This is a genomic window from Kribbella sp. VKM Ac-2566 (assembly GCF_004366005.1).
In the GTDB taxonomy this organism is placed as follows: domain Bacteria; phylum Actinomycetota; class Actinomycetes; order Propionibacteriales; family Kribbellaceae; genus Kribbella; species Kribbella pratensis.
This window is the reverse complement of the sequence record NZ_SODT01000013.1, coordinates 467,802-491,456: the sequence shown is the minus strand read 5'-3', so window position 1 is coordinate 491,456 and position 23,655 is coordinate 467,802. Positions and strand designations below refer to the sequence as shown.

Sequence of the window (23,655 nt, the reverse complement as noted above, 5' to 3'; positions counted from 1 at the left end):
CGCACAGCGATTCGATCGCACGCTTGCTCTTCGGGTGATGGACCGACGCACGGCTCCTCGCGAGTCGGTGTGCGCTGGCCGGGCGGGGGCGATCTAAACTTCCGCGGTGACTGATCTCGACCTGTTCGGCGACCTCGACACCGGGGCGCTTCCGGAGCGGCAGCAACGGATTCTGGTGGTGATCCGGGACTGGGTGACGCGGCACGGGTATGCGCCGAGCAGCCGGCAGATCGGCGACGCGGTCGGGTTGCGTTCCTCGTCGTCGGTGTCCAAGCACCTGGCCAGCCTCGAGGAGAAGGGGTTCCTCCGCCGGAGCCCGTCGGTCTCGCGGCCGATCGACGTCCGGATGTTCCTCCAGGAGCCGGCTGCCGGGGCGACGAGCGACGACAACGTGCCGGTGCCGGTGGTCGGCGACATCGCGGCCGGTACGCCGATCTCCGCGATCGAGCACGTGGACGACGTACTCCAACTCCCCCGCGGACTGACCGGCCGCGGCACCGTCTTCGGCCTGCGCGTCCGCGGCGAGTCGATGATCGACGCCGCGATCTGCGACGGCGACATCGTCGTCGTCCGCCAGCAGTCCGAAGCCCACTCCGGCCAGATCGTCGCCGCGATGCTCGACGACGAGGCAACGGTCAAGGTCTACCGCCGCCGCAACAACCACGTCTACCTGGAACCCCGCAACCCCGCCTACGAAGTCATCGACGGCGACAACGCCACCATCCTCGGCGTAGTCGTCTCGGTCCTCCGCAGCGTCTAACGCTTCACGCCGAACAACTGGTTGATCACGGGGGTGGATGACAGAAGCCAGGCTAGGAGGGCGGAAATGGCGAAGGTCGTGGGTAGGAGTACGGCGTACTTGAGCCAGAGGTTGGTGTGCCAGGTGACGATGAAGTAGGCGATTGCGAGGATCACCGGCTGGTGGATGATGAAGTAGGGCATGGCGGCTCGGGCCAGGCGCGGGGGTAGTGGCCGTTGGAGGGCGGGGGCGCGGAGGCCGAGACCTAGGACGGCGACCAGCCATCCCCAGACGGCGAGGGTGATGAGCGGCGAGTACCAGGCGTACGGCCAGGAGTAGCCCGGGCTCGGCCACCAGCCGTCGAGGAAGTCGATGATGCCGGTGACGACACCGAGCACGAACGCACCGATGCCGAGAATCAGCCCTGGTACGGCGTCCCGTCGTACTGCGGCCAGGAGTCTCTCGTCCGACATCACCAGATACCCGACGACGAAGAAGTCGAAGAAGAACACGAACTCGCCCCACCCATGCTCCGGACCGGGCGCAGCGAGCAGCACCAGGTGAATCGGCACGAGTGGTACGGCGAGCAACAGGATCGACCCGCGCCGCTGACACCGTCGCGCAATCCAGTCGGTCTTACCGCGCAGCAACAGGAACACCGGCAGTCCGAGTACGGCGAACTGGATCAGATAGATCAGGAACCACAGGTGGTACGTGTCGCGTAACCACAGCGGCGCATCGCCGGCCAGATCGCTGAAGAACGTCCCCGCATCGCCGAGGAACGAGGACGTCGACCGGCCCTTGTGATGCTCCTCGATGAAGTACTGCAGCGGTGAGAGCAGCACGTACGCGACGACGAACGGGACGAGCAACCGCAAAGAGCGCTCTCGGAGGAACTCGAGCGCGCTCCGCCACCGCAGCGCCAGCCACGCGGCGGAGCCGGAGATCATGAAGAAGAACGCCAGCCCCCACAACCCCAGGAACGCGATCGCGACCGAGATCCCCTCGCTCGTCTGCGCGTTCTTCACATGCCAGTCGCCGTCGTCGAACGGCCGCAGGGTGTGGAACACGAAAACCCCGAACACCGCGATCACACGCAACCAGTCGAGAAACCACAACCGTTCGCCCCGCCCCTCCGCACCCATGGAGCAAGGATGGTGGCTCAGCGGGCCAGGCGCTCCTTGAGCAACCCGAGCTGTGCCGGATTGGCGGTCAACTCGGCGGCACGCTCGTCGGCGTCATGGGCCTCGGCAGTGCGGCCGAGGTCGCGGAGGAGCTGTGCGCGGGTTGCGTGGAACAGGGAGTACTGCTGGAGGCCGGCGGTCATTCCGTCGAGCTCTGCGAGGGCGGCTGCAGGTCCGCGAACGTAGGACAGCGCGATGGCTCGGTGCAGACCGGCGACGGGTGTCGGCTGCAGCGTCAGGAGCATGTCGTAGAGGACGAGGATCTGCGGCCAGTCCGTCTCGGCCCAGGTGGGTGCCTCGCTGTGACAGGCGGCGATCGCGGCCTGCAGCTGGTACGGGCCGGGTGCGCGGTGCCTGCGGGCGGTGCGCATGAGGAGAGCGGTTGCGTCGGCGATCGCCGCGTGGTCCCACGACGTACGGTCCTGGTCCTCGAGGAGGATGAGGTCGCCGGCCGGCGTGAAGCGGGCCGCCGTACGGGCTCGATGCAGTCTGATCAGGGCGAGCAGGCCGACTACCTCGGGTTCGTTGGGCAGGAGGCCGTGGAGCAGCGCGGTCAGCCATTCGGCGTCGTCGACGAGATCGCGCGAGTGAGAGCGTTCCGCCGTACTCGACAGGTAGCCCTCGTTGAAGAGCAGGTAGATGACCGTCAGTACTTCGTTGAGGCGGTCGGGGAGCTCGTCGTCGCGCGGGATCCGGTACGGGATGCCGGCGTCGGTGATCTTGCGCTTCGCGCGCGTGATCCGCTGCGCGACGGCGGACTCGGATGCCAGGAACGCGGCCGCGATCTGGGCGGTCGTCAGACCACACACCACCCGGAGCGTCAGCGCCACCTGAGCCTCGCGTGCCAACGCCGGGTGGCAGCAGGTGAAGATCAAGCGCAGCCGGTCATCCGCCGGCGGCTGCTCCGACGGTTGCAGGAGCGCGAGTTTCGCGCGGTAGTTCTGCTGCCGACGCAGTACGTCGAGACCGCGGCGCTTCGCGACCGTGAACAGCCACGCGTCCGGTCGCTCCGGAATACCTTCGACCGGCCAGCGCTTCAGCGCGATCTCGACGGCGTCCTGGACCAGGTCCTCGGCGGCGGAGAAGTCCCCGAGCAGCGACACCAACGCCCCGGCCAACCGCCCCGCGTGGTCACGCACCACGCGGGCCAATTCGTCTTCGGTACTCACATCTCGGCGACCGGCCGGATCTCGATCACCGGGCAGGCCGGCCAGGTCTTCACCATCCGCAGCGCCTCGTCGAGATCCTCGACGTCGATCTCGGTGAACCCGGACACGACCTCCTTGCCCTCGATGAACGGCCCGTCGGTGGTCAGCTGCCCGCTGTCCAGCCGGACCGTCGTCGCGGTCTCCCGGCCTTGCAACTTGCTCCCCCGGTTGGTGATCTTGTCCGCGTGGTCGTCGAACCACTGGTACACCCGCCGGTACGCCTCCTCCTTCTCGGCCGGCGCCAGGGCCGCGAACTCGGTCGCGAACTCTTCGGTCTCGATGAACATCAGCACGTACTTCACCCGTATACCTCCTTGAGGACAGTCTCGCTCAGGAGACGATCGGCCCGTGCCGCGATCCGACAATCTGCGATGGTGGGTGCATGAGACGTCCGTTGTTCGCCCGGATCTACACGCGGGTTCGGCCCGCCATGGACGAGCAGGGCGCGGCCGATCATCGGCGCCGGCTGCTCGCCGGAGCGCAAGGCCGGGTGGTCGAGGTCGGTGCGGGTGACGGCGGCAACTTCGCCCACTACCCCGCCGATGTGGTCAGCGTCCTCGCCGTCGAGCCTGAGCCCTATCTCCGAGCCCAGGCCACGCGTCAGGCCGCGACGGCACCTGTTCCGGTCGAGGTCGTCGACGGTACGGCGGACCACGTGCCCGCTGCAGACGCATCGGCAGATGTCGTCGTCATGTCGCTCGTTCTCTGCTCGGTCCCGGATCAGCAGACCGCACTCGCCGAAGCACGGCGGGTCCTGCGGCCGGGCGGCGAACTCAGGTTCTACGAGCATGTGGCCGCGGACGGCGGGCGACTGGAGACGGTTCAGCGGGTCGCGGACGCGACTCTGTGGCCGCTGTTCGTGGGTGGTTGTCACGTGCACCGGGACACCGCGGAGGCGATCACCGCGGCCGGCTTCGTGATCGAGGAAGTCGAACAGTTCGCGTTCCCACCCGGCCAGGTAACCCCGGCCAGCCCACACATCCTCGGCACCGCCCGCCGGCCCTGAAGACACCTGAAGTCAGTGGTGGTTGGGGCCGTCGTCCGAGGACTTTCCGGAGCCGTGCTTGCCGGACGTCGACCCGCTGGTCGTGCTGGACTTGCCCGACCCGGTGCGGTCGCCGCCCTTGTCGTCACCGGGCTCCGTGGTGGCGGTTGGGCTCGGCGTGCGCGTGCGGTCGCCGCCGTGGTCGTCGGGGGTCGGGGTGACCTTCTCGCTCTGCGGCGTGATCGTCTCCGGCGGTGGGAACCACAGCGGCGCCGGAGACCGGCCCGGTGTCCCAGGGTCGAACGCGGACCACACCGCCGTACCACCGGCCACCAGGCCTCCCGCCGCAACCACTCCGAGCAGTCCGGTGCCCGCCCACGCGAGGTAGCGCCGGGTACGACGGGGCGCCGTCGCCTCGGACTGACCGGCGTGCAGGACCACAGGCCGTCGGCGTACGTCGTCGGCGTCTTCCGGGTGGCCGTTCATGACTCGATCGTGTCGCAACCGGCGTCCCGGCACCATCGGACCTTGGTACTAGTACCTAGTCGTCGTCGCGGCGTTGACGCTGGGCCCACAGGGCAGCCTGCGTGCGGTCCGTGACGCCCAGGCGCTGGTACACGTTCGTGAGGTGCGCCTTGACGGTCCGCTCGCTGATCCCCAGCCGACGGGCGATCGTCTTGTTCGGCAGGCCCGCGCCGACCATGGCGAGCACCTCCTGTTCCCGGTCGGTCAGCTTCGTCTCAGGCCCGGGCGAGCGCCGGTTCGTCAGCAGCACCCGGGCCGCCTTCGGATCCAGCGGCGAGCCACCGGACACGATCTCCCGGATCCCGGCCAGGATCACTTCGGGTTCGCTGTGCTTCAGCAGGTACCCCTCGGCCCCGGCCTGCAGCGCGTCCAGGATCCGCGTCTGATCGCTGAACGACGTCAACACCAGCACATGCACCTCAGGAGCCGCCGCGACGATCCGCTCGGTCGCCGCGATCCCGTCGGTCCCCGGCATCGACAGATCCATCAGTACGACGTCCGGCCGCAACTCGGCCGCCATCGTCGCCGCCTCGGCACCGTCCCCGGCGGCCCCGACCAGCTCGATGTCGTCCGCCGTACCCAGCAACTGGGACAAGCCGGTCCGGACGATCGCATGGTCGTCGGCAATCAACACCCGGATCATCCGCTCTCCCCCTGTCACACCGGCACTTCGGCTTCCACCCGTGTCCCCTGGCCGGGCGCGGCCCGGACAGTCAGTGTGCCGCCCGACTCGGCCAGCAGGTCGCCGATCGAGCGTAGCCCGAGGTGCCCGTCGCTACTGCGCTCTCCGAGCCGCGACTCGTCGAATCCGCGCCCGTCGTCGTCGACGATCAGCACCGCACGCCCGTCGACGCGACCGGCCTTGATGAGCACCTCGGCGGCTCCGCTGTGCGCAGCGACGTTCCGCACCACTTCCTGCGCGGTCCGGAACAACAGCGCCGCAACAGCCGGTGGCAGCTCCTCCGCGCCGTCGGTCTCGAGCCGAACCTCGACCCCTGCCCGCTCCAGTCCGGCTGCCAGCTCGGCCAGCGCCGACGCCAGCCCCTCCTCGGCGAGGTTCGGCGGATAGATGTCGACCAGCAACGACCGCAGCGATCCGATACTCGCCCGCAGCCGCCCGGCGCCGTCCGCGATCAACTCCGCCCGCTGGTCGTCGGTCGGGTGACCGAGCCGCATCGCATCGAACGCATAGTTCAACCCGGTCAGCTCCTGCACGACGCCGTCGTGCAACTCCCCCGCGATGCGCCGGCGCTCGGCGTCCGAGGCGTCGACGGCGTGCTGGAGCAATCGCTCCCGGTCCTGCTGCTGCCGCTGCACCCTCCGGGCCAGCGACCACGCGAACGGAATCTGCACCAACTCCAGCACCAGCAACGCCCCCAACGACGGCGGCGCGAACCGCTTCCACGCGGCCTGTCCCGCCGCGGTGACCGCCTGATACTCGAAGTACGCCTCGAACAGCATCGGCTCACCATTGGTCCCCCGCACCCCGACGTACACCTCGAGCAACTTCTCGTACGGGATCTCGAACTGGTTCTCCGGCCGGCTCAGGTCACTCACTTCGGACTCACTGCTGCCCTGCCGCCGCAGCGCTTCCTGCTCCTCGGGTCCGAGAGGGAACTGCCGACCGATCAGTCGCGGCTCGTCCGAGTACACGATCCGGCCGTCGGCGTTCCACAACTTCACCCGGACCAGGGACCCTTGCAACACGTACTTCCGCATCGCCGCGTCGAACGATCGCAGCGCTGCGGGCTCCCCGTCCACCACCGCAGCGTCCAGTCGCGGTTCAACAACACCCCGCGCTGTCACGTAGGTGACCTGCCGGGCCGACTCGGTCGCTTGCTCGACGCCGGCCTGCCGCGCCACGAAGGCGATCAGCGCGGCCAGCGAGAGCAGCACGATCACACCGGCTGCTGTGAAGCGCACCAGCAACCCGACCGTGGAGCCGTGCTGTCTGGTGCGCTCGGTCAGCTGGCCGCGGTCCGCGCGTCGGAGTCTCCCCATGTCAGGGATCGTAGGGTGCGCCCACCGCGGCACGGCAGCCCGACAACGGTCCTAGTACCAAGGTGCACTACCGAAGCCGACCAGCCTGCGGAGAGCGTGGTCGGCATGAAGCTTCCGATGTCGCTCGCAGTCGCCGGGCCCGCCGCACGAGTCGAGCTGCCTTCGCTCGCCGCCGCGGCAGGCCTCGTCGTACTGCGGGTCGGCGCGGTGCTGCTCCGCCCGTGGCCGCTGGCGCTCGCTGTCGACCATGCTTTCGGTCCTGCGCCGGCAGCCGGCGCACCCGTTGCCGTACTGGTCCTCGCCGGCACGGGCAGCGTCGTGCTGTCCGCCGTCATCGGTGTGCTCGACATGGCGAGCCTGCGGACCGTCGAAGGCGCGGCTGAGCGGATCGGTGCCGCGCTGCGGGCGACGATGTTCCAGCGCACGATGACGCGGTCGCTGAGGTGGCACGACCGGATGCGGAGTGGCGAGCTGGTCTCGCGGCTCACCACGGACGTCGGCCGGCTCCTCGACGCGGTTGTCGCGGTGACCACGTCGTTGCTTCCCGACGCGGTGATGCTGATCGGCGTACTCGCCCTGCTGATCGCGTTCGACCCCGAGCTCGCACTGGTCGGACTCACCGTCGCACCGGTGCTCGGCGTCCTCGCGGTCCGGCAGCGCCGACGGATCCGCGCCGCACAGCGGGACGCCCGTGCGGAGGCCGGACGGTTGGCCGGGGCAACGACCGACCTGCTCCGGAACGTTCGCGCCGTCCAGGCGTTCGGCCGGATCGACCGGGCCGCCGCGATCTTCGGCAGCCGGAACCGCGCCGTCCTCGACGTCGAGTTGCGCGCCGTCGACGTGGATGCGCGCTGGACCCCGATGGCCGACATCGTCCTGGCGATCGGGGCGGCCCTGGTCCTGGTCGTCGGCGGACGGCACGTCCTGGCCGGGGCCCTGACCGTCGGCCAGCTTCTCGTCATCCTGGCGTACCTCCGGGACCTCTACTCCCCCGTCCGCGGCCTGACCCGGCTGTCCGTCGTACTCGCCAAGGCCGGCGCCAGCGCCGTTCGGGTCCGCGAGGTGCTCGACTGCGACGAGGCGGTCGAGGATCGCCCTGACGCCCGGCCGGCACCGAGGCTGCGCTCCGGCATCCGGTTCGAGCGCGTGACCTTCGGCTACGAACCCGGGCGCCCCGTGCTCGACCGGTTCGACCTCGACATCACCGCCGGCGAGACCGTCTGTCTGCTCGGCCCGAGTGGCATCGGCAAGAGCACCGCACTCCACCTGCTGCTGCGCCTGTACGACGTCGATGCCGGACGCATCCTGCTCGACGGAGTCGACATCCGCGACTGCGACCAGCGCAGTCTGCGGGACCGGCTCGCCTTCGTCCCGCAGGACCCGTGGCTGCTGGACGCGACGATCGCCCAGAACATTGCCTTTGGCAACCAGAACGCCACCCGGGCCGGCGTGGTCGCGGCCGCGCGGGCCGCCCTGGTGGACGAGTTCGCCGGCCGGCTGCCGTTCGGCTACGACACCCCGCTCGGCGAAAGCGGCGTACGGCTGTCGGGCGGTCAGCGCCGCCGGGTGGCGCTCGCCCGGGCCGCCGTCTCGCCGGCGCCGATGGTCCTGCTCGACGAGCCCACCGCCTCGCTCGACCCGGTCTCCGCGGCCGCGGTGATCGAGGCCATCCGGACCACGACCGCACACCGCACGGTGCTGATGGTCACCCATGATCGCGACCTGGCGGCGATCGCCGACCGGGTCGTCACCCTCGACCACCAACTCGCTGGAAGGAGGTGAATCCGATGCGTATCAAGCCTGTCATGCACCACGGACGGTCCCGGAGCCGGTCCCGTTCGCGCAGCCGCAGCCGTTCCCGCAGCCGCTCGCGCGGCTGACCCACCAGCCTGCCGCCGGGCGGCCTCCCGGCGGCAGGCTTCGATCTTGCTGGAGAGAATCGTGTTAGCCGACATAGAGACAGACACCGAGGACGGACTGCCCGTCTGGGACTGGGCCGAGCGCTGCGAACTGCCTGGCGGAACGTTCGCCGTCGAACGCCTCGGCGTCGGCCATCGTTGCGAGACCTGGCTGGTCTGGTCGGTCGCACTCTGGGCACCGGCCGTCCTCAAGGCCGCTCGCCCTCACCAGATCCAGCACCCCCGCGCGGTCAAGTCCCTGCGCCGTGAGACCGCCGCGCTGTCCGGCAACTCTCACCCGGCCGTCCCGAGGCTGCTGGGCGACGGCACGGACGCCGCGATTCCCTATGTTCTCGTCGAGTACGTCGACGGCCCGACGCTGGGCGACGAACTGGAGGAGAACGGCGTTCTGAGCGTCGAGGAGACCGCTCTCCTGGGATCTCAGCTGCTTCCGGCTCTGATGGCACTGCACGCGCGTGGTCTCGCTCATCTCGACGTGAAACCGGACAACATCGTCCTGCGCGACGGTCGACCAGTCCTGATCGACTACGGCAGTGCCAGGGCCATCGGGAGCGCACAGCCGGCCGGTCACCCGGTCGGTACGCTCGGCTACGCGTCACCGGCGCAAGAGGCCTGCGAGCCGGTGTCCGCCGCGATGGACCTCTACAGCCTCGGCCAGACGCTGGCCGAAGCCTGCGGTGAGCTGCCTGACAGCCTGCGGTTCCTGCTCATGCCCAATCCCACCGTTGAGCAGGCGTTGACCGCGCTGGCGGAGGCGGCCGGCGAGCTGCGCCCGTGGCCGGCCTGGCTCAGGGCATGAGATCCATCGCCGCGGTGCGGTCCTGGAAGTTCGTGGGGACGGAGACCTGGTCGTGGACGATGAGCCACTGCCCGTCGATCTTCTGCCAGGCGGCCGTCCAGCGCAGCCAGTAGTCGATCTTGCCCGCGCCGCGCAGTGCGGCGTTCATGTGGTTGACGGCGTAGACGACGGCGAGCTCTCCGTCGACGAGAACGGTCAGGTCGCGGACCTCGTACTCGAGCGGCAACTCGAAGACTTCGAAGACGCGCTCCCAGTTCGCCCACTTCTTCTCCGCCCCGAGGTGCCGCAGCGGGGGCTCGATGTCGAAGGAGACGAGGCCCGGGGCGAAGATGGTCCTGACCGCGTCCAGGTCGCCGCTGCGGATCGCCGCCAGCAGGACGTCGACACGTTCGCGGATCTCGACTTCGGATACAGCGTTCTGTGTAGTCATGACCGGTACGACGAGATGCCGCCGTGAACTGTCAGACCTCACAGTTCGCCGGGCTGTTCCGTCGTACCAGGTATGAACGAGGAGAGGACCGACATGAGTGACCCGGGCCTGAGCGCGATCATGAGCGAGCGGCGGCAGCTGATCAATCTCGCGTACCGCCTGCTGGGGTCGCTGGCCGACGCCGAGGACGTGGTCCAGGAGACGTACGCGCGCTGGTACGCGATGACCCCGGACGAGCAGCAGGCGATCGACAACCCCGCTGCGTGGCTGACCAAGGTCGCGAGCCGGATCTGCCTCGACCTGCTGCGGTCCGCCCGCGCCCGGCGGGAGCGGTACGTCGGCGAATGGATCCCTGAGCCGCTGCCCGAAACCACCGAGTGGAACACCGGATCCGCCGACCCCGCGGACCGGGTGACGCTGGACGAGTCGGTGAACATGGCGTTCCTCGTCGTACTCGACGCGATGACGCCGGCCGAGCGGGTCGCGTTCATCCTGCACGACGTGTTCCGGTACCCGTTCCCGGAGGTCGCCGAGATCGTCGGGCGGACACCGGCGGCGTGCCGTCAGCTGGCCTCGTCGGCCAGGCGCCGGATCCGGGAGGCCGAGCACCCCGCGGCGCCGTCGGCGCGGCGGGCGGAGCTGGTGCGGGAGTTCAAGGCGGCCTGGGAGGCCACCGACATCGCGGCCCTCGTCAATCTGCTCGATCCCGAGGTCACCGCGGTCGCCGACGGTGGCGGCATCGTGAAGGCCTCGCTCGCGCCGGTGCACGGTGGCACCGACGTCGCGCAGTACTTCGCCGATCTCCCGGTGTTCAACCTCGGCCGCACGCTCATCGAGCGCACGGTCAACGGTCAGCCCGGGCTGGTGATCGAGTTCGAAGGTGTCGTCGAGACCGTGATCGCGTTCGACGTGGCCGGCGACCACATCACGAACATCTGGGCGATCAGGAACCCGGAGAAGCTGCAGCCCTGGAAGAGCTGACCAGCGTCGTCACGGTCTCCTGGGCGCAGGCCTTGTTGACGCCGATCCCACCGCGAGCGCCGCGTTTGATCCAGCCCGCCACGTAGTGACCGGACCGGCCGACGACGGCGCCGCGGACGTTCGGGACGATCCCGCGCTCCGCGTCGAACGGCAGCCCGTCGATCGCCTGGCCCTCGAACCCGATCGCGGTGAACAGGTTGCCCGCCGCAATCGTCTCGCCGGAGTCGAGCGTCAGCCCGTCGGACGTCCAGCTGGTCGGCCGGGCGTGGTACCGGAGCTCGACCCGGTCGCCGGCCGCGGCGAGCAACTCCTGCAACGCCGTTTCCGTGTACGCCGCGGTTTCGGGTCCGCGCCGACCGAGCAGCACGACCTCCTTGATCCCGCTGGCCGCGAGCGTGCGACGTACCTCCGGGGTCACGTCCATCGAGCGCAGGCGTTCCTCGTCGCTCAGCAGGATCCGCGCGAGGTCGATCGCGACGTTCCCGTTCCCGACCACGACTGCCCGCGGTCCGTTCAGCTCGACCGGCAGCGACGCACCGGGACGCCCGTTGCACCAGGCAACGAAGTCTTCGGCGGTGCAGGCCGCCTCCTCGCCGATGATCCCGAGCCGCCGGCTGCGGCGCGCTCCGACCGCGTGGATCACCGCGTCGTACCCGCTGGTCATCGAAGCGGCGTCGGTGCCCGGCAGCCAGCGCACCCGGGAGTGCCCGACGATCCGCTCGAACGTGTCGATGATCTGCTTGGTCCGCGGGTGGTCCGGCGCGACACCGAACCGCACCAGGCCGCCGACCCGGTCACTCCGGTCGACCAGCGTCACCTCGGCCGTTGTCCGCAGCAACAACTCGCGCGTCGCGTACATCCCGGCCGGTCCGGCGCCGACGACGAGCACCCGGCGCGGACCGTCGCCCCAGACCTGGTACGACGGCGGTTCCCAGCTGTCCAGGTCCGTCGCCTCGAGCGGCTCCCGTTCCGCGAAGTACGCCGCGTTCCACTGCACGTCCTGAGGCGCCGCCTGGTCGGCCGGTTGCGCTGCGTCGACCGGACAGATGTCGGCGCACGCCCCGCAGTCGATGCAGGTCCGCGGATCGACGAACAGACTCACCCCGGCGCCGAACCCGGGCTCGCCGGGCGACGGGTGGATGCTGTTCATCGGGCAGACCGCGACGCAGCTCGCGTCGGAGCAGCACTCCCCCGAGATCACATAACTCACAGCAGACCGGTCCGCCGATACACCCGGGCCGCCGCGGGCGTCAGCAGCCCGACCGATCCGAGGAAGTCCATCAGGTTCGCGCAGCTTGTCCGCAGCAACGACCGGTGGTGCTCGTTGCGCCGCGCCTCGCCGACGGCGCGCTCGGCGTCCAGCCCGACGTTCGCGTAGACCTCACGACCCACCATGCTCGACACGATCATGTCGGCGGCGATCGCGATCACCAGCGCACTCACCCAGCGCCGCGCACGCCCCGCGCCGGCCAGCCGTTCACGGGTCTCCTCACGCGCGAACACCATGTGCCGCGACTCCTCCACCACGTGGATGTGGTTCACGGTCCGCACCAGCGGCTCGACCCGGCGGTCCCGCATCCAGTCGCGCTGCATGACGTCCAGTACCTCTTCGGCCACCAGAATCGCGGCGTACGCCGTCTCACCGGTCGCGACCGTCTTGAACATCCGGCCGAGCTCGCGCGCGAGCAGCCGCGGCCGGTACGCCGGCTCGACCATCCGCTCGGTCGCCCGAGCGAACATGATCGAGTGCCGGCACTCGTCGGCGATCTCGGTCAGCGCCCACTGGAACTCGGCGCTCCGCGGCGGCTTGTCGTACACGTCCCGGAGGATCATCTGCTGCAGGATCATCTCGAACCAGATCCCGGTCGTTGCCACCGACGCGGACTCGTGCCGGGTCAGCTCCCGCTGCTGCGTCTCGGTCAGCTCGTCCCAGTACGGCGTCCCGTAGAGCGTGCTCCACTCCGGCGACATCCCGTACCCGTCGCCGACCGGAGCGTCCCAGTCGATCTCGGTCTCCGGGTCCCGGGACAACCGGCTCGCCGACCCCAGCAACCGCTCAGCGGTCTTGTCCATCGAGCACACCTCCGAGTCGATATGACATCGTCTATGTAACATACTCGATGGTTCAAATCCTGTCGAGGACTACATTCCTCCCTGTGACGGATCGAGCGATGACGATGTCGCCGTTGTACGCGGCCGGGTTCACGACCGCGTTCGGCGCGCACGCGGTGGCGGCGAACCTCGGCGCCTCCTCGTCCGACGCCGTCACGTCGCTCCTCACGCTCGGTTTGCTGCTCGCCCTGTACGACGGGGCGGAGGTGCTGCTGAAACCGGTGTTCGGCACGATCGCGGACAGGATCGGCGCGCGCCCGATGCTGCTGTTCGGACTCGCCGGTTTCGCGATTGCCTCAGGAACCTATGTGCTCGTGGACCGGCCCGGCTGGTTGTGGGTTGCGCGCCTCGGACAGGGTGCGGCGGCCTCGGCCTTCTCCCCCGCCGCCTCGGCGTTGGTTGCCCGGTTGAATCCATCGGCGAAGCACGGGCGCGCCTTCGGTAGCTACGGGTTCTACAAGAGCATCGGGTACACGGCCGGGCCATTGCTCGGTGGTGGGTTGGTGTGGCTCGGCGGGTTCCGGTTGTTGTTCGGCGTGATGACTGTTCTCGCCGCCGGCGTTGCCGTCTGGGCACTCATCGCCGTACCTGCGGTGCCGCCGTTGCCGCGGACCCGGCAGACCCTGCTGGATCTTGCGCGGCGGATCACCGACCCGGTGTTCCTGCGCCCCACCACGGCGCTCGCGGCTGCGACGGCGGCATTGTCGGTCGGTGTCGGGTTCCTGCCGGTCACCGGCGCGGCGGACGGGCTCGGCACGATCGCGACCGGCGCGGCCGTGTCATTGCTCGCGGCGACTGCGGCGGTCGTGCAACCGCGGACGGGCCGCGCACTCGACGCCGGCCAGCTGACGACGAGCACCGGCATCGCACTGGGGTTGGGTCTGGCAGCGGTCGGCTTCGTCTGCGCCGCGTTGCCCGGCGTTGCGTTCCTGCTGATCGCGTCCGCGTTGATCGGTGCGGGCACGGGTGTGATCACACCGCTCGGGTTCGCGGCGCTGGCCGCTAGTACGCCGCCCGAGCGACTCGGCCAGACCATGGGCACCGCCGAGCTCGGACGCGAACTCGGCGATGCAGGCGGTCCGCTGCTCGTCGCCACGGTCGCGACAGTCGCCGTACTCGATGTGGGTTATCTCGCCCTCGCCGTACTCCTCGCGCTCGGGCTGCTCATGCTGCGCCCGGCACGAAACTGAACAGCCTCTGCCCTGTCACCAGTGGTTCCGGTACGCCGGTGAATCGGTGCGCGCCCACTCCGAAATCGGCCTCCGGAGCGGATACCCACACCCGCTCGAAGCCGCGCGCCTCGAACCAGTCGCAGACAGTCGGCACCAGGTCCGGCTCGTCGCGATGGCGCGTCCAGACCACCGTCGCGCCGGTGCGGCAGAGCTGCGGGGTCGTCGCGACCGTGCGCTCGATGTCCGCGGACGTGATGTTGCCGAAGATCCCGCACAGCAGAACCAGCTCAGCCGGCACCATACCGACGTACTGATCGGTCAGCGACGCGTCGCCCGTGATCACCTCGACCTGATCGAGACCGCTCGCCCGCTCGCGGGCAAACGCCGACAACTCAGAGTCGAGCTCGACCAGCCGCGCTTGTACGTCGCCACGCCGCGGATGGTCCTCCAGTACGTCGATGAGGTCTCGGCCCTGCCCCGCGCAAAGGCTGATCACGGGAACCGGACCCGCCGGGGCTCGATCCAGTGCCGCGCGTACCTGCGCCTGCACCGCCTCCAACCGCCGCGACAGTGCGGATTCAGGATCGTCGTACTTCGTGTGCCACGCCTGCCAGTCCATGTCCCGCAGCCTAGACAGGTGTTGGGGAGGTTTTCCTGCCCGATCCGGGAAGGAATCCTCCCCAGGTCCGGTGACAACGCGCGCGATCTGTAATCTCTCGGTGACGGAGAGGCAGGAACTTCCGGGGGCGATGGATAGTTGTCCTTCAGGAGCCTGCGCGCGATCAGAGGAGAGTCATGGCACGGCGTGTCGAACAGAAGGCTGCGGCCCGCGAGCGCATCGCGGCGCAGCTGGCCGCCCAGCAGCAGGCGGAGCGGCGGCGGCGCCTGCTGCTCGCGGTCGGCGCGGTCGTCCTGGTCGTGGTGATCGTCGGCGGCCTGGTGACGATCCGGCTGGTCGGCGGCGGCAAGAAGACCGCGACCGGTCCGAGCGGCGCGGCCGACGCGGGTCTCGTCACCGCGCTCTCCTCGATCCCCGACTCGACGTTCGCCGCGGTCGGCACCAGTGAGGTCAAGGCCGCCCCGTCGGCGATCACGGCGCCGGCGCTGACCGCGGACGGGAAGCCGAAGGTGCTCTACATCGGCGCCGAGTTCTGCCCGTACTGCGCCGCGGAGCGCTGGCCGGTCACCGTCGCACTGTCCCGGTTCGGGACGTTCAGCAACCTCGGTACGACGCATTCCGCGTCCGAGGACGTTTTCCCGAACACGCCGACGCTGTCGTTCCACGGAGCGACGTACACCAGCCAGTACCTCGCGTTCACGGGCGTCGAGACGACCACGAACGAGATGGTCGGGAACGGGTACAAGCCGCTCGACACCCCGACGGCCGAGGACCAGAAGACGTTCGACACGTACAACAAGCCGCCGTACGTCGACAGCGACGGTTCGATCCCGTTCATCGATCTCGGCGGCAAGTACGTCGGGTCCGGGGCGACGTACAGCCCGGATCTGCTGGCCGGTAAGACGCAGACCGAGATCGCGGACGCGCTCAAGGACCCGTCGAGCCCGATCGCGAAGGCGGTCGACGGCTCCGCGAACGTGTACACGGCAGCGATCTGCAAGCTGACGAACAACCAGCCGGCGAAGGTCTGCTCGACCGACGCGGTGACAGCGGCGGCGGCGAAGCTCGGCGCGGCGAAGGGCTGAGCGTGCCTAGTTCAAGCACCGAAACCGCACAACACCCGTCCCGGACCTCGTTGGGCTGGATCCCCTGGGCCACGTTGGTGGTGTCGGTCGCCGGTCTCGCGGTGGCGGCGTACCTGACCTACGAGCACTTCACCGCCGGCACCACGCTCGCGTGCCCGGACACCGGGGTGGTCAACTGCGCCAAGGTGACGAGCAGCCAGTACTCGAACGTCTTCGGGATCCCGGTCGCGCTGCTCGGCCTCGCGTTCTTCGCCGGCATGACCGCCCTCTCGGTGCCGCAGATGTGGCGTACGTCGTCACCGTGGCCGAGCCGCCTGCGGCTGGCCGGCGTACTGACCGGAGTCGTGTTCGTCTGCTACCTGATCTGGGCCGAACTGTTCCAGATCAACGCGATCTGCCTGTGGTGCACGGTCGTTCACGCTCTGACGCTGGTTCTGTTCGCGCTGGTGATCATCCGCCTGGCCCTGGTCCCGCCCGCGTCATGAAATAGCGTCGCAGCGGGTACTGGAGCCGCATGCGATGGCTACGACTGCGGGCTTTACTGCTGGCAAACCTGGTGCTGTTCTTCTGCTTCCTGATCGGCCTGGCAGTCGTCGGCCACGCCCAGGACAACTCCGAGCTCACCGAGCACGGCCAGGCGCCGCAGACGTTCGCGCAGTACGTCGGCTCGTCGTCGTTCGGCGAGGCGGTGTTCGAGAACTGGGAGTCCGAGTTCCTGCAGATGTTCATGTACGTCCTGCTCACGGCGTACCTGGTGCAGAAGGGCTCGGCCGAGTCCCGGCCCATCGACGAGCCGGCGCCGCAGGACGAGGATCCCCGCGACCATCGGTCCGACCGGACCGCGCCGTGGCCGGTACGGCACGGTTCCGAGCTGATTCTCAGGCTGTACGAGAACTCGCTGGCGATCGCGTTCGGCCTGGTGTTCCTGCTGTCGTTCTGGTTGCACGCGGCAACCGGCGCGGCGACGTACAGCGAGGAGGAGCTGCAACACGGCGGCACGGCGGTGACGACCTGGCAGTATCTCGGGACCTCGCAGTTCTGGTACGAGTCGCTGCAGAACTGGCAGAGCGAGTTCCTGGCCGTCGCGGCGATCATCGGCGGGTCGATCTATCTGCGGCAGCGGCGCTCGGCGCAGTCCAAACCGGTGCACGCGCCGCACTCCGAAACGGGCGGCTGATGACCAAACATCCCGGAGCCGAGAAGTGGGTGCCGCAGCAGGGCGGCATGCGGAAGGTACGCGCGGAGCTCGGCAACTGCCGCGGCTGCGACCTGTGGCAGGACGCCGAGCAGGCCGTCGCCGGTGAAGGACCGGTGCGGGCGCGGATGATGCTCGTCGGCGAGACGCCCGGCGACCACGAGGACAAGGAAGGGCACGTCTTCGTCGGTCCGGCCGGGCATCTGCTCGACAAGGCGCTGGCCGAGGCCGGGATCGTGCGGTCGGAGGTGTATCTGACGAACGCCGTGAAGCACTTCCGGTTCGAACGGCAGGGGAAGCGACGGATCCACAAGACGCCCGCTGCCAGTCAGATCACGGCATGCCATCCCTGGTTGCGCCGCGAGCTCGAGATCGTGAAGCCCTCGTTGGTCGTGGTGATGGGCTCGGTCGCGGCCAAGGCTCTCCTGGGCTCCACCTTCCGCGTGACGCAAGAGCGCGGCAAACGGGTGGAGCTGCCGAGCGGCCTGCCGGCCGTGGCCACCGTGCATCCGTCATCTGTGGTTCGGTCCGAGGAGTTCCGGCGCGACTTCGAACGCTTCGTCGACGATCTCCGGGTCGCGGTCGACCTGCTCGGTCAGGAGGCCGTGTAGTCGACCACGGAGACGGATGCCACGATCCGCCCGTCGGTCCGGGTCAGCTGCTGGATCGGCATGCCGGGCAGGCTGGTCGCGAACCAGAAGATCTCGTCGGTCCCGCCGTCCCGCACGGTGTAGCGCAGGCAGTCCAGCGCGCCGATCGCGGTCTCGATCCGTTCCGGCTCGATCGTCGTACCGTCGGCCGTGAACGAGGCGTGCCGCTGCAGGTCCAGCCAGGTCGTCTTCATCACCTGCGGCTCGCCGAGCGGAGCGCCGTCGAGCGACCGCTGCGAACGTTCCAGCGTGGCGCCGGACTCGTCGCACTCGACGTACGTGCTGATCAGCAGGAACGGCTCCGCGCCGACCGATTCGACGCGGCGCGTGATGGACTTCCCCACCGTCGTCGCGTCCCGGATCTCGGCGGCCGTGAACGGCGTCGGAGCGTGCCCGGCCTCCAGCACATGCGAATCCTCTGCCATTCGCCCTCCCAAGCTAGGACCCGATGCCACTGTAGATGCCGGCCGCGTCGCAGTCGCGGTCGAGCTACCCGGCTGACCAGCGCCAGTCCCGGACCTCCGGCAGGTCCTCGCCGTGCCTGGTGACGTAGGCACGATGGCGGGTGCGTTGGTCCGCGAAGTACTGCCGCGTCGACACTGCGCGGGACTGCAGCGACGGCACCCGGTCGATGACGTCCATCGCGAGGTGGTACCGGTCCAGGTTGTTGCGGACCACCATGTCGAACGGCGTGGTCGTCGTACCCTCCTCGACATAGCCGCGGACGTGCAGGTTGGCATGACCGTGCCGCCGGTAGGTGAGGCGATGGATCAGCCACGGATAGCCGTGGTACGCGAAGATCACCGGCTTGTCCGTGGTGAACAGCGCGTCGTACTCCGCGTCCGGCAGCCCGTGCGGATGCTCGGTCGCGTCCTGGAGCCGCATCAGATCGACGACGTTCACGACCCGGATCCGCAGGTCCGGCAGGTGCTCGCGGAGCAGGTCGACCGCGGCCAGCGTCTCCATCGTCGGTACGTCGCCCGCGCAGGCCATCACCACATCGGGGTCGCCCTCGTCGTTGCTCGCGAAGTCCCACACGCCGACACCTCGAGCGCAGTGCACCGCCGCCTCGTCCCAGTCGAGCCAGTTGGGCTGCGGCTGCTTGCCGGCGACCACGACGTTGATGTAGTTCCGCGTCCGCAGGCAGTGGTCCATCGTGGACAGCAGCGTGTTCGTGTCCGGCGGCAGGTAGACCCGGACGACCTCGGCCTTCTTGTTCACCACATGATCGATGAACCCCGGATCCTGATGCGAGAACCCGTTGTGGTCCTGCCGCCAGACGTGCGACGTGAGCAGGTAGTTCAGCGACGGGACCGGCCGCCGCCACTCGAGGCGGTTGATCGTCTTCAGCCACTTCGCGTGCTGGTTGACCATCGAGTCGACGATGTGGACGAACGCCTCGTACGACGAGAACAGACCGTGCCTCCCGGTGAGCAGGTACCCCTCCAACCAGCCCTGGCAGGTGTGTTCGCTGAGGATCTCCAGCACGCGGCCGTCCGGTGCGAGGTGGTTGTCGGTGTCCCGGCGCTCGGCGAGCCACCGCTTCCCGGTTTCCTCGTAGACCGCGCTCAAACGGTTCGACTCGGTCTCGTCCGGGCCGAACAGCCGCAGGTTGTCCGGGTTCCGCCGGAAGGCGTCCCGGAGGAACGCGCCGAAGACCTTCGTCGGCTCCCCGTCCTCGGCGCCGGGCACCTTCACCGGTACGGCGTACTCCTCCACCGGCGGCAGCTCGAGGTCACGGCTCAGCACACCGCCGTTGGCGTGCGGACTCGATCCCATCCGCCGCTCCGGACCCGGTGCGAGCTCGAGGAGCTCCGGGACAGGACGGCCCTGCTCGTCGAACAGTTCCTCCGGCCGGTAGCTGCGGAGCCAGTCCTCCAGTTGACGCAGATGGTCCTCGTTCGTGCGGACGCCGGACAGCGGCACCTGATGCGATCGCCACGTGTTCTCGACCTGCTCGCCGTCGACCGTTCGCGGACCCGTCCATCCCTTCGGCGTACGCAACACGATCATCGGCCAGGCGGCGCGCGCGGGTGCCTGATCCGCGGACCGTGCCTCGCGGTGGATCTCGTCGATCCGGTCCAGGCACCGGTCCAGCGTGGCCGCCAGCGCCTGGTGCACCTCGGCCGGCTCGGCGCCGTCGACCAGGTACGGCTCGTACCCGTATCCCCGCATCAGCGCGGTCAGCTCCTCGTCACCGATCCTCGCCAGCAACGCCGGGTTGGCGATCTTGTAGCCGTTCAGGTGCAGGATCGGCAGTACGGCGCCGTCGCGCGCCGGGTTCAGGAACTTGTTCGAGTGCCACGACGCCGCGAGCGGACCGGTCTCGGCCTCACCGTCGCCGACGACACAGGCCACGACCAGATCCGGGTTGTCGGCGGCAGCGCCGTACGCGTGACTGAGTGAATAGCCGAGCTCGCCGCCCTCGTTGATCGAGCCCGGCACGTCCGCCGCCACGTGACTCGGGATACCTCCCGGGAAGGAGAACTGCCGGAACAGCCGCCCCATCCCGGCCTCGTCCCGCGTCGTGTTCGGGTACGCCGCCGTCCAGCTCCCCTCCAGCCACGTGTTCGCCACCAACGCCGGCCCGCCGTGTCCAGGGCCGGTCACGAACAACATGTCCCGGTCCCGCTGCCTGATGACCCGGTTCAGGTGCGTGTAGATCAGGTTGAGCCCGGGCGTCGTCCCCCAGTGGCCGAGCAGCCGCGGCTTGATGTGTTCCGGTCGCAGCGGCTCCCGCAGGAGCGGATTGGCGAGCAGATAGATCTGGCCGACGGACAGGTAATTGGCCGCGCGCCAGTACGCGTCGATCCTTCGCAACTCGTCGTCGCGCAGTGCCTTGGTCTCGATCTGCTCCACGGTGGGCCCTTCGAAGATCGGCGAAGTTCTTCGTGTTCCGGGCTGGTACCCGGTGCCGGTCTGCAACATTCGGCCGAGTGCGGGTAGCATGGGATCTCGATCGCGCACACAGGAGCGGTGCATTCTGAGCCGTGTTCCTGGAGGACCCTCTGAACGGCCCTCTGCACGTCATTGGGTACGTCACGGGGTCGCGCCCCGTCGGCGGGTCGGTCCCCGCGTGGTCCGGTATTCCGTCACGGCTCCGCCGTGGCACGACACAGGAGGAAATGTTGGCCCGACGAGGTCAGCGCCAGCCCGGCGCTACCCGTTCCGCTCCCCGTCGCCGGCGTCGCGTCCGTGACGGTGAGTCCGACGGTCTGATCCAGGTCCTCGCACAGGCCGTCCGGGAGGTCGAGGCCGCGGTCACCCGCGCTGCGATCAAGCCGTCGACCCGGACGAAGTTCCAGGTCGTCGCCCTGCTGGTCCGCGAGGAGCGGGCCCGGGTGAACGGCGCCGAGTCCGCCACCGAGGCGTACCGCACCGAGCAGCTCCGGCGGCTCGACGGGATCGCGACGATCCTGGCGAAGACCGCCGCCATGGAGCCCTCGCTGCTCGGCCTGCTGGCCGAGGACGCGGTGATCTCCGAGGCCGCGGCCGCGCTCCGGCGGCAGATGCTGGAGGACGCCGGGATGGAGGCGCCCGAGGAGCCGGAGCCGGAGCAACCCGCCGCTCCCCCGGAGACGCAGACCCGTCGGGTGGTGCCGCAGGCGGTCGTGGCGCGGCAGCTCGCGAACCCGTTCCTCGCCCCGGACTTCTCCAACGCCCCGGCCCGCGCGGCCAAGCCGAGCCGGCTCGGCGGCTGGGAGCTGATCGGGCCGCTGCTGCGCTCGTTCGAGCACGCGGCGGCCTCGGCCACCATGAATCTGCCCGAGCCGAAGTCGCTCCAGCTGGCCGGTGGCATCGACGCGCTCCGCCGCCGCGGCCTCGAACTGATGCCGCACCAGGCGGGGCTGATCGAAGCCGCGGCGCAGGGCCACCGGACGTTCCTGCTCGCCGACGAACCCGGCCTGGGCAAGACTGCCCAGGCACTGCTCGCCGCGCAGGCCGCCGACGCGTATCCCCTGCTGGTCGTCGTGCCGAACGTCGTGAAGACGAACTGGGCCCGCGAGGCCGGCCTCTGGACACCCCGCCGTACGCCGACCGTCATCCACGGCGACGGCGACACGATCGACGGATTCGCGGACATCGTGGTCGTGAACTACGAGATCCTCGACCGGCACGTCGGCTGGCTCGGCGACCTCGGGTTCCGCGGCATGGTCGTGGACGAGGCGCACTTCATCAAGAACAAGAAGTCGCAGCGGTCCCGCAACGTCCTCGACCTGTCCAACCGGATCCGCAGCCGGACCGCCCGGCCGCTGCTGATGGCCCTCACCGGTACGCCGCTGATCAACTCGATCGAGGACTTCACCGCGATCTGGGAGTTCCTCGGCTGGATCGACGAGAAGGCGCCGCGGGCCGAGCTGATGGAGAAGCTCGACGCGACCGACCTGACCCCGGCCGACCCCGGGTTCAACGCGGCCGCGCGGGCCAGCGTGATCGACATGGGGATCGTCCGGCGCCGCAAGGTCGACGTGGCCGCGGACATCCCGGCCCGCCGGATCGCCGACCTCCCGGTCGAGCTCGACGGTGCCGCCGGGCGCTCGATCCGGGCCGCCGAGCGGGAGCTCGCGGACCGCCTCGTGGAGCGGTACCGGACCGCCCTCGAGACCCGTCGCCTGGGCATCGTCGTGGACGGTATCGACCACGACCTGGTCCGCCAGGTGGCCGGCTGGGAGCGGGCCGAGATGGCGAACAAGAAGACCGGCGACAACGTGTTCAGCCTGTTCCGCCGGATCGGTCAGGCGAAGGCGGGGCTGGCCGCCGACTACGCGGCACAGCTCGCGCAGAACGTCGGCAAGGTGGTGTTCTTCGCCCGCCACATCGAGGTGATGGACACCGCCGAGGAGCTGTTCGCCGAGCGCGGCATCAAGTACTCGTCGATCCGCGGCGACCAGACCGCACGGACCCGGCAGAAGAACATCGATGCCTTCGTCAACGATCCCGAGGTGTCCATCGCGGTCTGCTCGCTGCTGACCGCCGGCGTCGGCCTCAACCTGCAGGTCTCGTCGAACGTCGTGCTCGCCGAGCTGTCCTGGACGAACGCCGAGCAGACCCAGGCCATCGACCGGGTGCACCGGATCGGCCAGGACGAGCCGGTCACCGCGTGGCGGATCATCGCCGCGCAGACCATCGACACCCGGGTGGCCGACCTGATCGACGCCAAGGCCGGCCTGGCCGCCAAGGCCCTCGACGGCTCCGACGAAGAGGTCGGCTCCTCCGCCGACTTCCAGCTCGAGGCCCTGGCCGCCCTACTGACCCGAGCCCTCGAAGCCACGGTCTGACGCAATTCCGGCGGCGGTGATCTCCACGCAGCACTCACCGCCGTCGGGGTCGAGGACCGCCTCGACAGTGTTCGCCTCCAGACCGGACAACAGGCCGGACACGAAGGCGTGGTTGAAACCGCACACTGCCTCCGGCTGCGCCTCCGCCAGCGGGTGGAAGGGGCAGCTGCGCAACCGCACACACCCCGGCCGCGGCCGGACCGGCTCGAAGCCGGCGCCCGACAAAGTTGCCTCCGACAACGTCAGCGCCCGCTCGGCGCTCAGCCGCCCCGGCCGGGACCGCGCCCGCTCCTGTTCGCCCAGTCTCTCGCCACGACGGAACGCGGCCCGGCGCGCCGATTCCAGGGGGCTGACCGGCTCGTCGCTGAGTGCGCCGTCGAGCAGGATCTCCGCGAGCAGGTCCGGCTGACGCGGAGGGATCGACACCCTGAGGTCGGTGCCCACCGGTTCGTACAGCTTCGGGGCCCGGCCCACCTTCCGCAGCCGGGCGACGTGCTCGAAATGCGACCGCAGCAACCCCGCCTCGACCAGCCGCTCGAGATGGAACGCCGCCAGCTTCCGCGAGATCCCCACCTCGGCCGCAGCGTCGTCGCGGCTGATCGGCCGCCCGGCCCGCCGGGCGAACTCGAACATCCGGCGTCGCGACTCGTCGCCGAGCGCCGCCAGCGCCACGATCGCCGCGTCGTTCACCCTGCTCACCATAACGGACACCCCGATGGGCGAAAACCCGGAAACCCGCGAGATCTTGACCGAACCTGATGAATAAGACCAA

The 23,655-nt window shown here is 69.4% G+C and carries 24 protein-coding genes; 11 read left to right on the top strand and 13 right to left on the bottom strand.

Annotated elements, in window-relative coordinates; translation table 11 throughout:
* Positions 1 to 106 precede the first annotated feature (106 nt).
* Positions 107 to 760 carry a transcriptional repressor LexA gene (gene lexA / locus EV647_RS33130; RefSeq protein WP_134009995.1) on the top strand — a complete coding sequence of 218 codons (654 nt, stop codon included), beginning with the start codon at positions 107 to 109 and terminating at the stop codon, positions 758 to 760.
* On the opposite strand, the gene EV647_RS33125 is transcribed toward lexA, so the two are convergent.
* Genes EV647_RS33125 through EV647_RS33115 form a run of 3 tightly spaced genes read right to left on the bottom strand, consistent with a single transcriptional unit; the run spans position 757 to position 3,433 of the window.
* A complete protein-coding gene (locus EV647_RS33125; RefSeq protein WP_134009993.1) occupies positions 757 to 1,884 on the bottom strand; it encodes an acyltransferase in 1,128 nt (375 codons plus the stop codon). The genes lexA and EV647_RS33125 overlap by 4 nt on opposite strands.
* 17 nt (positions 1,885 to 1,901) lie before the next feature.
* The gene (locus EV647_RS33120; protein WP_134009991.1) at positions 1,902 to 3,092 is read right to left on the bottom strand and encodes an RNA polymerase sigma factor; all 1,191 of its coding nucleotides are present in this window, start codon (positions 3,090 to 3,092) and stop codon (positions 1,902 to 1,904) included.
* Positions 3,089 to 3,433, bottom strand: coding sequence for a YciI family protein (locus tag EV647_RS33115; protein WP_134009989.1), 345 nt, complete (start codon positions 3,431 to 3,433; stop codon positions 3,089 to 3,091). The genes EV647_RS33120 and EV647_RS33115 overlap by 4 nt, the downstream gene beginning before the upstream one ends.
* 80 nt (positions 3,434 to 3,513) lie before the next feature.
* Between EV647_RS33115 and EV647_RS33110 the strand changes: the two genes are divergently transcribed.
* A complete protein-coding gene (locus EV647_RS33110) occupies positions 3,514 to 4,137 on the top strand; it encodes a class I SAM-dependent methyltransferase (protein WP_134009987.1) in 624 nt (207 codons plus the stop codon).
* A gap of 12 nt (positions 4,138 to 4,149) precedes the next feature.
* Here the strand turns inward: EV647_RS33110 and EV647_RS33105 are convergent, their stop codons facing one another.
* From EV647_RS33105 to EV647_RS33095, 3 genes are read right to left on the bottom strand one after another with little or no spacing between them, the layout of a single operon-like run.
* Positions 4,150 to 4,602, bottom strand: a complete 453-nt coding sequence (locus EV647_RS33105) for a hypothetical protein (RefSeq protein WP_134009985.1) — start codon at positions 4,600 to 4,602, stop codon at positions 4,150 to 4,152.
* A 55-nt stretch (positions 4,603 to 4,657) separates the two neighbouring features.
* Positions 4,658 to 5,284, bottom strand: coding sequence for a response regulator transcription factor (locus EV647_RS33100; protein ID WP_134009983.1), 627 nt, complete (start codon positions 5,282 to 5,284; stop codon positions 4,658 to 4,660).
* Positions 5,285 to 5,298: 14 nt separating this feature from the next.
* Positions 5,299 to 6,642 (bottom strand): sensor histidine kinase, encoded by a 1,344-nt coding sequence (locus EV647_RS33095; protein ID WP_134009981.1) that lies wholly within the window; start codon positions 6,640 to 6,642, stop codon positions 5,299 to 5,301.
* Positions 6,643 to 6,747: 105 nt separating this feature from the next.
* Here EV647_RS33095 and EV647_RS33090 point away from each other — a divergent pair, with 105 nt between their 5' ends.
* Positions 6,748 to 8,424 (top strand): ABC transporter ATP-binding protein, encoded by a 1,677-nt coding sequence (locus EV647_RS33090; RefSeq protein WP_134009979.1) that lies wholly within the window; start codon positions 6,748 to 6,750, stop codon positions 8,422 to 8,424.
* A gap of 159 nt (positions 8,425 to 8,583) precedes the next feature.
* Positions 8,584 to 9,360 (top strand): serine/threonine-protein kinase, encoded by a 777-nt coding sequence (locus EV647_RS33085; protein ID WP_166680484.1) that lies wholly within the window; start codon positions 8,584 to 8,586, stop codon positions 9,358 to 9,360.
* Here the strand turns inward: EV647_RS33085 and EV647_RS33080 are convergent.
* On the bottom strand, positions 9,350 to 9,790 hold the full coding sequence (locus tag EV647_RS33080) for a nuclear transport factor 2 family protein (protein ID WP_134009975.1): 441 nt from the start codon (positions 9,788 to 9,790) through the stop codon (positions 9,350 to 9,352). The two genes, EV647_RS33085 and EV647_RS33080, sit on opposite strands and share 11 nt — an antisense overlap.
* 93 nt (positions 9,791 to 9,883) lie before the next feature.
* On the opposite strand from EV647_RS33080, the gene sigJ reads away from it, so the two are divergent.
* Positions 9,884 to 10,771 carry an RNA polymerase sigma factor SigJ gene (sigJ, locus tag EV647_RS33075; protein ID WP_134009973.1) on the top strand — a complete coding sequence of 296 codons (888 nt, stop codon included), beginning with the start codon at positions 9,884 to 9,886 and terminating at the stop codon, positions 10,769 to 10,771.
* Here the strand turns inward: sigJ and EV647_RS33070 are convergent.
* Together EV647_RS33070 and EV647_RS33065 are read right to left on the bottom strand one after the other, a co-directional pair.
* Positions 10,734 to 11,981: an FAD-dependent oxidoreductase gene (locus EV647_RS33070; RefSeq protein ID WP_166680483.1), complete on the bottom strand. Its 1,248-nt coding sequence runs from the start codon at positions 11,979 to 11,981 to the stop codon at positions 10,734 to 10,736. The genes sigJ and EV647_RS33070 overlap by 38 nt on opposite strands.
* Positions 11,978 to 12,844, bottom strand: a complete 867-nt coding sequence (locus tag EV647_RS33065) for a diiron oxygenase (protein ID WP_238177512.1) — start codon at positions 12,842 to 12,844, stop codon at positions 11,978 to 11,980. Before EV647_RS33065 ends, EV647_RS33070 begins: the two co-directional genes overlap by 4 nt.
* 83 nt (positions 12,845 to 12,927) lie before the next feature.
* Between EV647_RS33065 and EV647_RS33060 the strand changes: the two genes are divergently transcribed.
* Positions 12,928 to 14,073, top strand: coding sequence for an MFS transporter (locus EV647_RS33060; protein ID WP_238177511.1), 1,146 nt, complete (start codon positions 12,928 to 12,930; stop codon positions 14,071 to 14,073).
* Here EV647_RS33060 and EV647_RS33055 read toward each other — a convergent pair.
* Complete coding sequence (locus tag EV647_RS33055) at positions 14,048 to 14,674, bottom strand: SAM-dependent methyltransferase (RefSeq protein WP_134009969.1); 627 nt, start codon at positions 14,672 to 14,674, stop codon at positions 14,048 to 14,050. The two genes, EV647_RS33060 and EV647_RS33055, sit on opposite strands and share 26 nt — an antisense overlap.
* Positions 14,675 to 14,850: 176 nt before the next feature.
* Here EV647_RS33055 and EV647_RS33050 point away from each other — a divergent pair, with 176 nt between their 5' ends.
* The 4 genes from EV647_RS33050 to EV647_RS33035 are packed head-to-tail and all read left to right on the top strand — an operon-like array spanning position 14,851 to position 17,565.
* Positions 14,851 to 15,759, top strand: coding sequence for a DUF929 family protein (locus tag EV647_RS33050; RefSeq protein WP_134009967.1), 909 nt, complete (start codon positions 14,851 to 14,853; stop codon positions 15,757 to 15,759).
* 2 nt (positions 15,760 to 15,761) lie between these two features.
* Positions 15,762 to 16,244 (top strand): vitamin K epoxide reductase family protein, encoded by a 483-nt coding sequence (locus EV647_RS33045; RefSeq protein WP_238177510.1) that lies wholly within the window; start codon positions 15,762 to 15,764, stop codon positions 16,242 to 16,244.
* Positions 16,245 to 16,273: 29 nt separating this feature from the next.
* Positions 16,274 to 16,936: a DUF6766 family protein gene (locus EV647_RS33040; protein ID WP_134009965.1), complete on the top strand. Its 663-nt coding sequence runs from the start codon at positions 16,274 to 16,276 to the stop codon at positions 16,934 to 16,936.
* The gene (locus tag EV647_RS33035; protein WP_134009963.1) at positions 16,936 to 17,565 is read left to right on the top strand and encodes a UdgX family uracil-DNA binding protein; all 630 of its coding nucleotides are present in this window, start codon (positions 16,936 to 16,938) and stop codon (positions 17,563 to 17,565) included. The genes EV647_RS33040 and EV647_RS33035 overlap by 1 nt, the downstream gene beginning before the upstream one ends.
* Here EV647_RS33035 and EV647_RS33030 read toward each other — a convergent pair.
* Together EV647_RS33030 and EV647_RS33025 are read right to left on the bottom strand one after the other, a co-directional pair.
* Entirely contained in the window at positions 17,550 to 18,029 is a 480-nt protein-coding gene (locus tag EV647_RS33030) for a hypothetical protein (RefSeq protein ID WP_134009961.1), read from the bottom strand. The two genes, EV647_RS33035 and EV647_RS33030, sit on opposite strands and share 16 nt — an antisense overlap.
* Positions 18,030 to 18,093: 64 nt before the next feature.
* Positions 18,094 to 20,463 (bottom strand): phosphoketolase, encoded by a 2,370-nt coding sequence (locus EV647_RS33025; protein ID WP_238177509.1) that lies wholly within the window; start codon positions 20,461 to 20,463, stop codon positions 18,094 to 18,096.
* A gap of 266 nt (positions 20,464 to 20,729) precedes the next feature.
* On the opposite strand from EV647_RS33025, the gene EV647_RS33015 reads away from it, so the two are divergent.
* Complete coding sequence (locus tag EV647_RS33015; protein WP_238175059.1) at positions 20,730 to 22,883, top strand: DEAD/DEAH box helicase; 2,154 nt, start codon at positions 20,730 to 20,732, stop codon at positions 22,881 to 22,883.
* Here EV647_RS33015 and EV647_RS33010 read toward each other — a convergent pair.
* On the bottom strand, positions 22,851 to 23,573 hold the full coding sequence (locus EV647_RS33010) for a metalloregulator ArsR/SmtB family transcription factor (protein WP_134010401.1): 723 nt from the start codon (positions 23,571 to 23,573) through the stop codon (positions 22,851 to 22,853). The genes EV647_RS33015 and EV647_RS33010 overlap by 33 nt on opposite strands.
* Positions 23,574 to 23,655 lie beyond the last annotated feature (82 nt).

Coding starts and splice junctions, on each gene's coding strand:
- EV647_RS33125 (WP_134009993.1), bottom strand. CDS start 1,884: ATGGGTGCGGAGGGGCGGGGCGAACGGTTGTGGTTTCTCGACTGGTTG.
- EV647_RS33110 (WP_134009987.1), top strand. CDS start 3,514: ATGAGACGTCCGTTGTTCGCCCGGATCTACACGCGGGTTCGGCCCGCC.
- EV647_RS33105 (WP_134009985.1), bottom strand. CDS start 4,602: ATGAACGGCCACCCGGAAGACGCCGACGACGTACGCCGACGGCCTGTG.
- EV647_RS33100 (WP_134009983.1), bottom strand. CDS start 5,284: ATGATCCGGGTGTTGATTGCCGACGACCATGCGATCGTCCGGACCGGC.
- EV647_RS33095 (WP_134009981.1), bottom strand. CDS start 6,642: ATGGGGAGACTCCGACGCGCGGACCGCGGCCAGCTGACCGAGCGCACC.
- EV647_RS33090 (WP_134009979.1), top strand. CDS start 6,748: ATGAAGCTTCCGATGTCGCTCGCAGTCGCCGGGCCCGCCGCACGAGTC.
- EV647_RS33080 (WP_134009975.1), bottom strand. CDS start 9,790: ATGACTACACAGAACGCTGTATCCGAAGTCGAGATCCGCGAACGTGTC.
- sigJ (WP_134009973.1), top strand. CDS start 9,884: ATGAGTGACCCGGGCCTGAGCGCGATCATGAGCGAGCGGCGGCAGCTG.
- EV647_RS33065 (WP_238177512.1), bottom strand. CDS start 12,844: ATGGACAAGACCGCTGAGCGGTTGCTGGGGTCGGCGAGCCGGTTGTCC.
- EV647_RS33055 (WP_134009969.1), bottom strand. CDS start 14,674: ATGGACTGGCAGGCGTGGCACACGAAGTACGACGATCCTGAATCCGCA.
- EV647_RS33050 (WP_134009967.1), top strand. CDS start 14,851: ATGGCACGGCGTGTCGAACAGAAGGCTGCGGCCCGCGAGCGCATCGCG.
- EV647_RS33040 (WP_134009965.1), top strand. CDS start 16,274: ATGCGATGGCTACGACTGCGGGCTTTACTGCTGGCAAACCTGGTGCTG.
- EV647_RS33035 (WP_134009963.1), top strand. CDS start 16,936: ATGACCAAACATCCCGGAGCCGAGAAGTGGGTGCCGCAGCAGGGCGGC.
- EV647_RS33030 (WP_134009961.1), bottom strand. CDS start 18,029: ATGGCAGAGGATTCGCATGTGCTGGAGGCCGGGCACGCTCCGACGCCG.
- EV647_RS33015 (WP_238175059.1), top strand. CDS start 20,730: ATGTTGGCCCGACGAGGTCAGCGCCAGCCCGGCGCTACCCGTTCCGCT.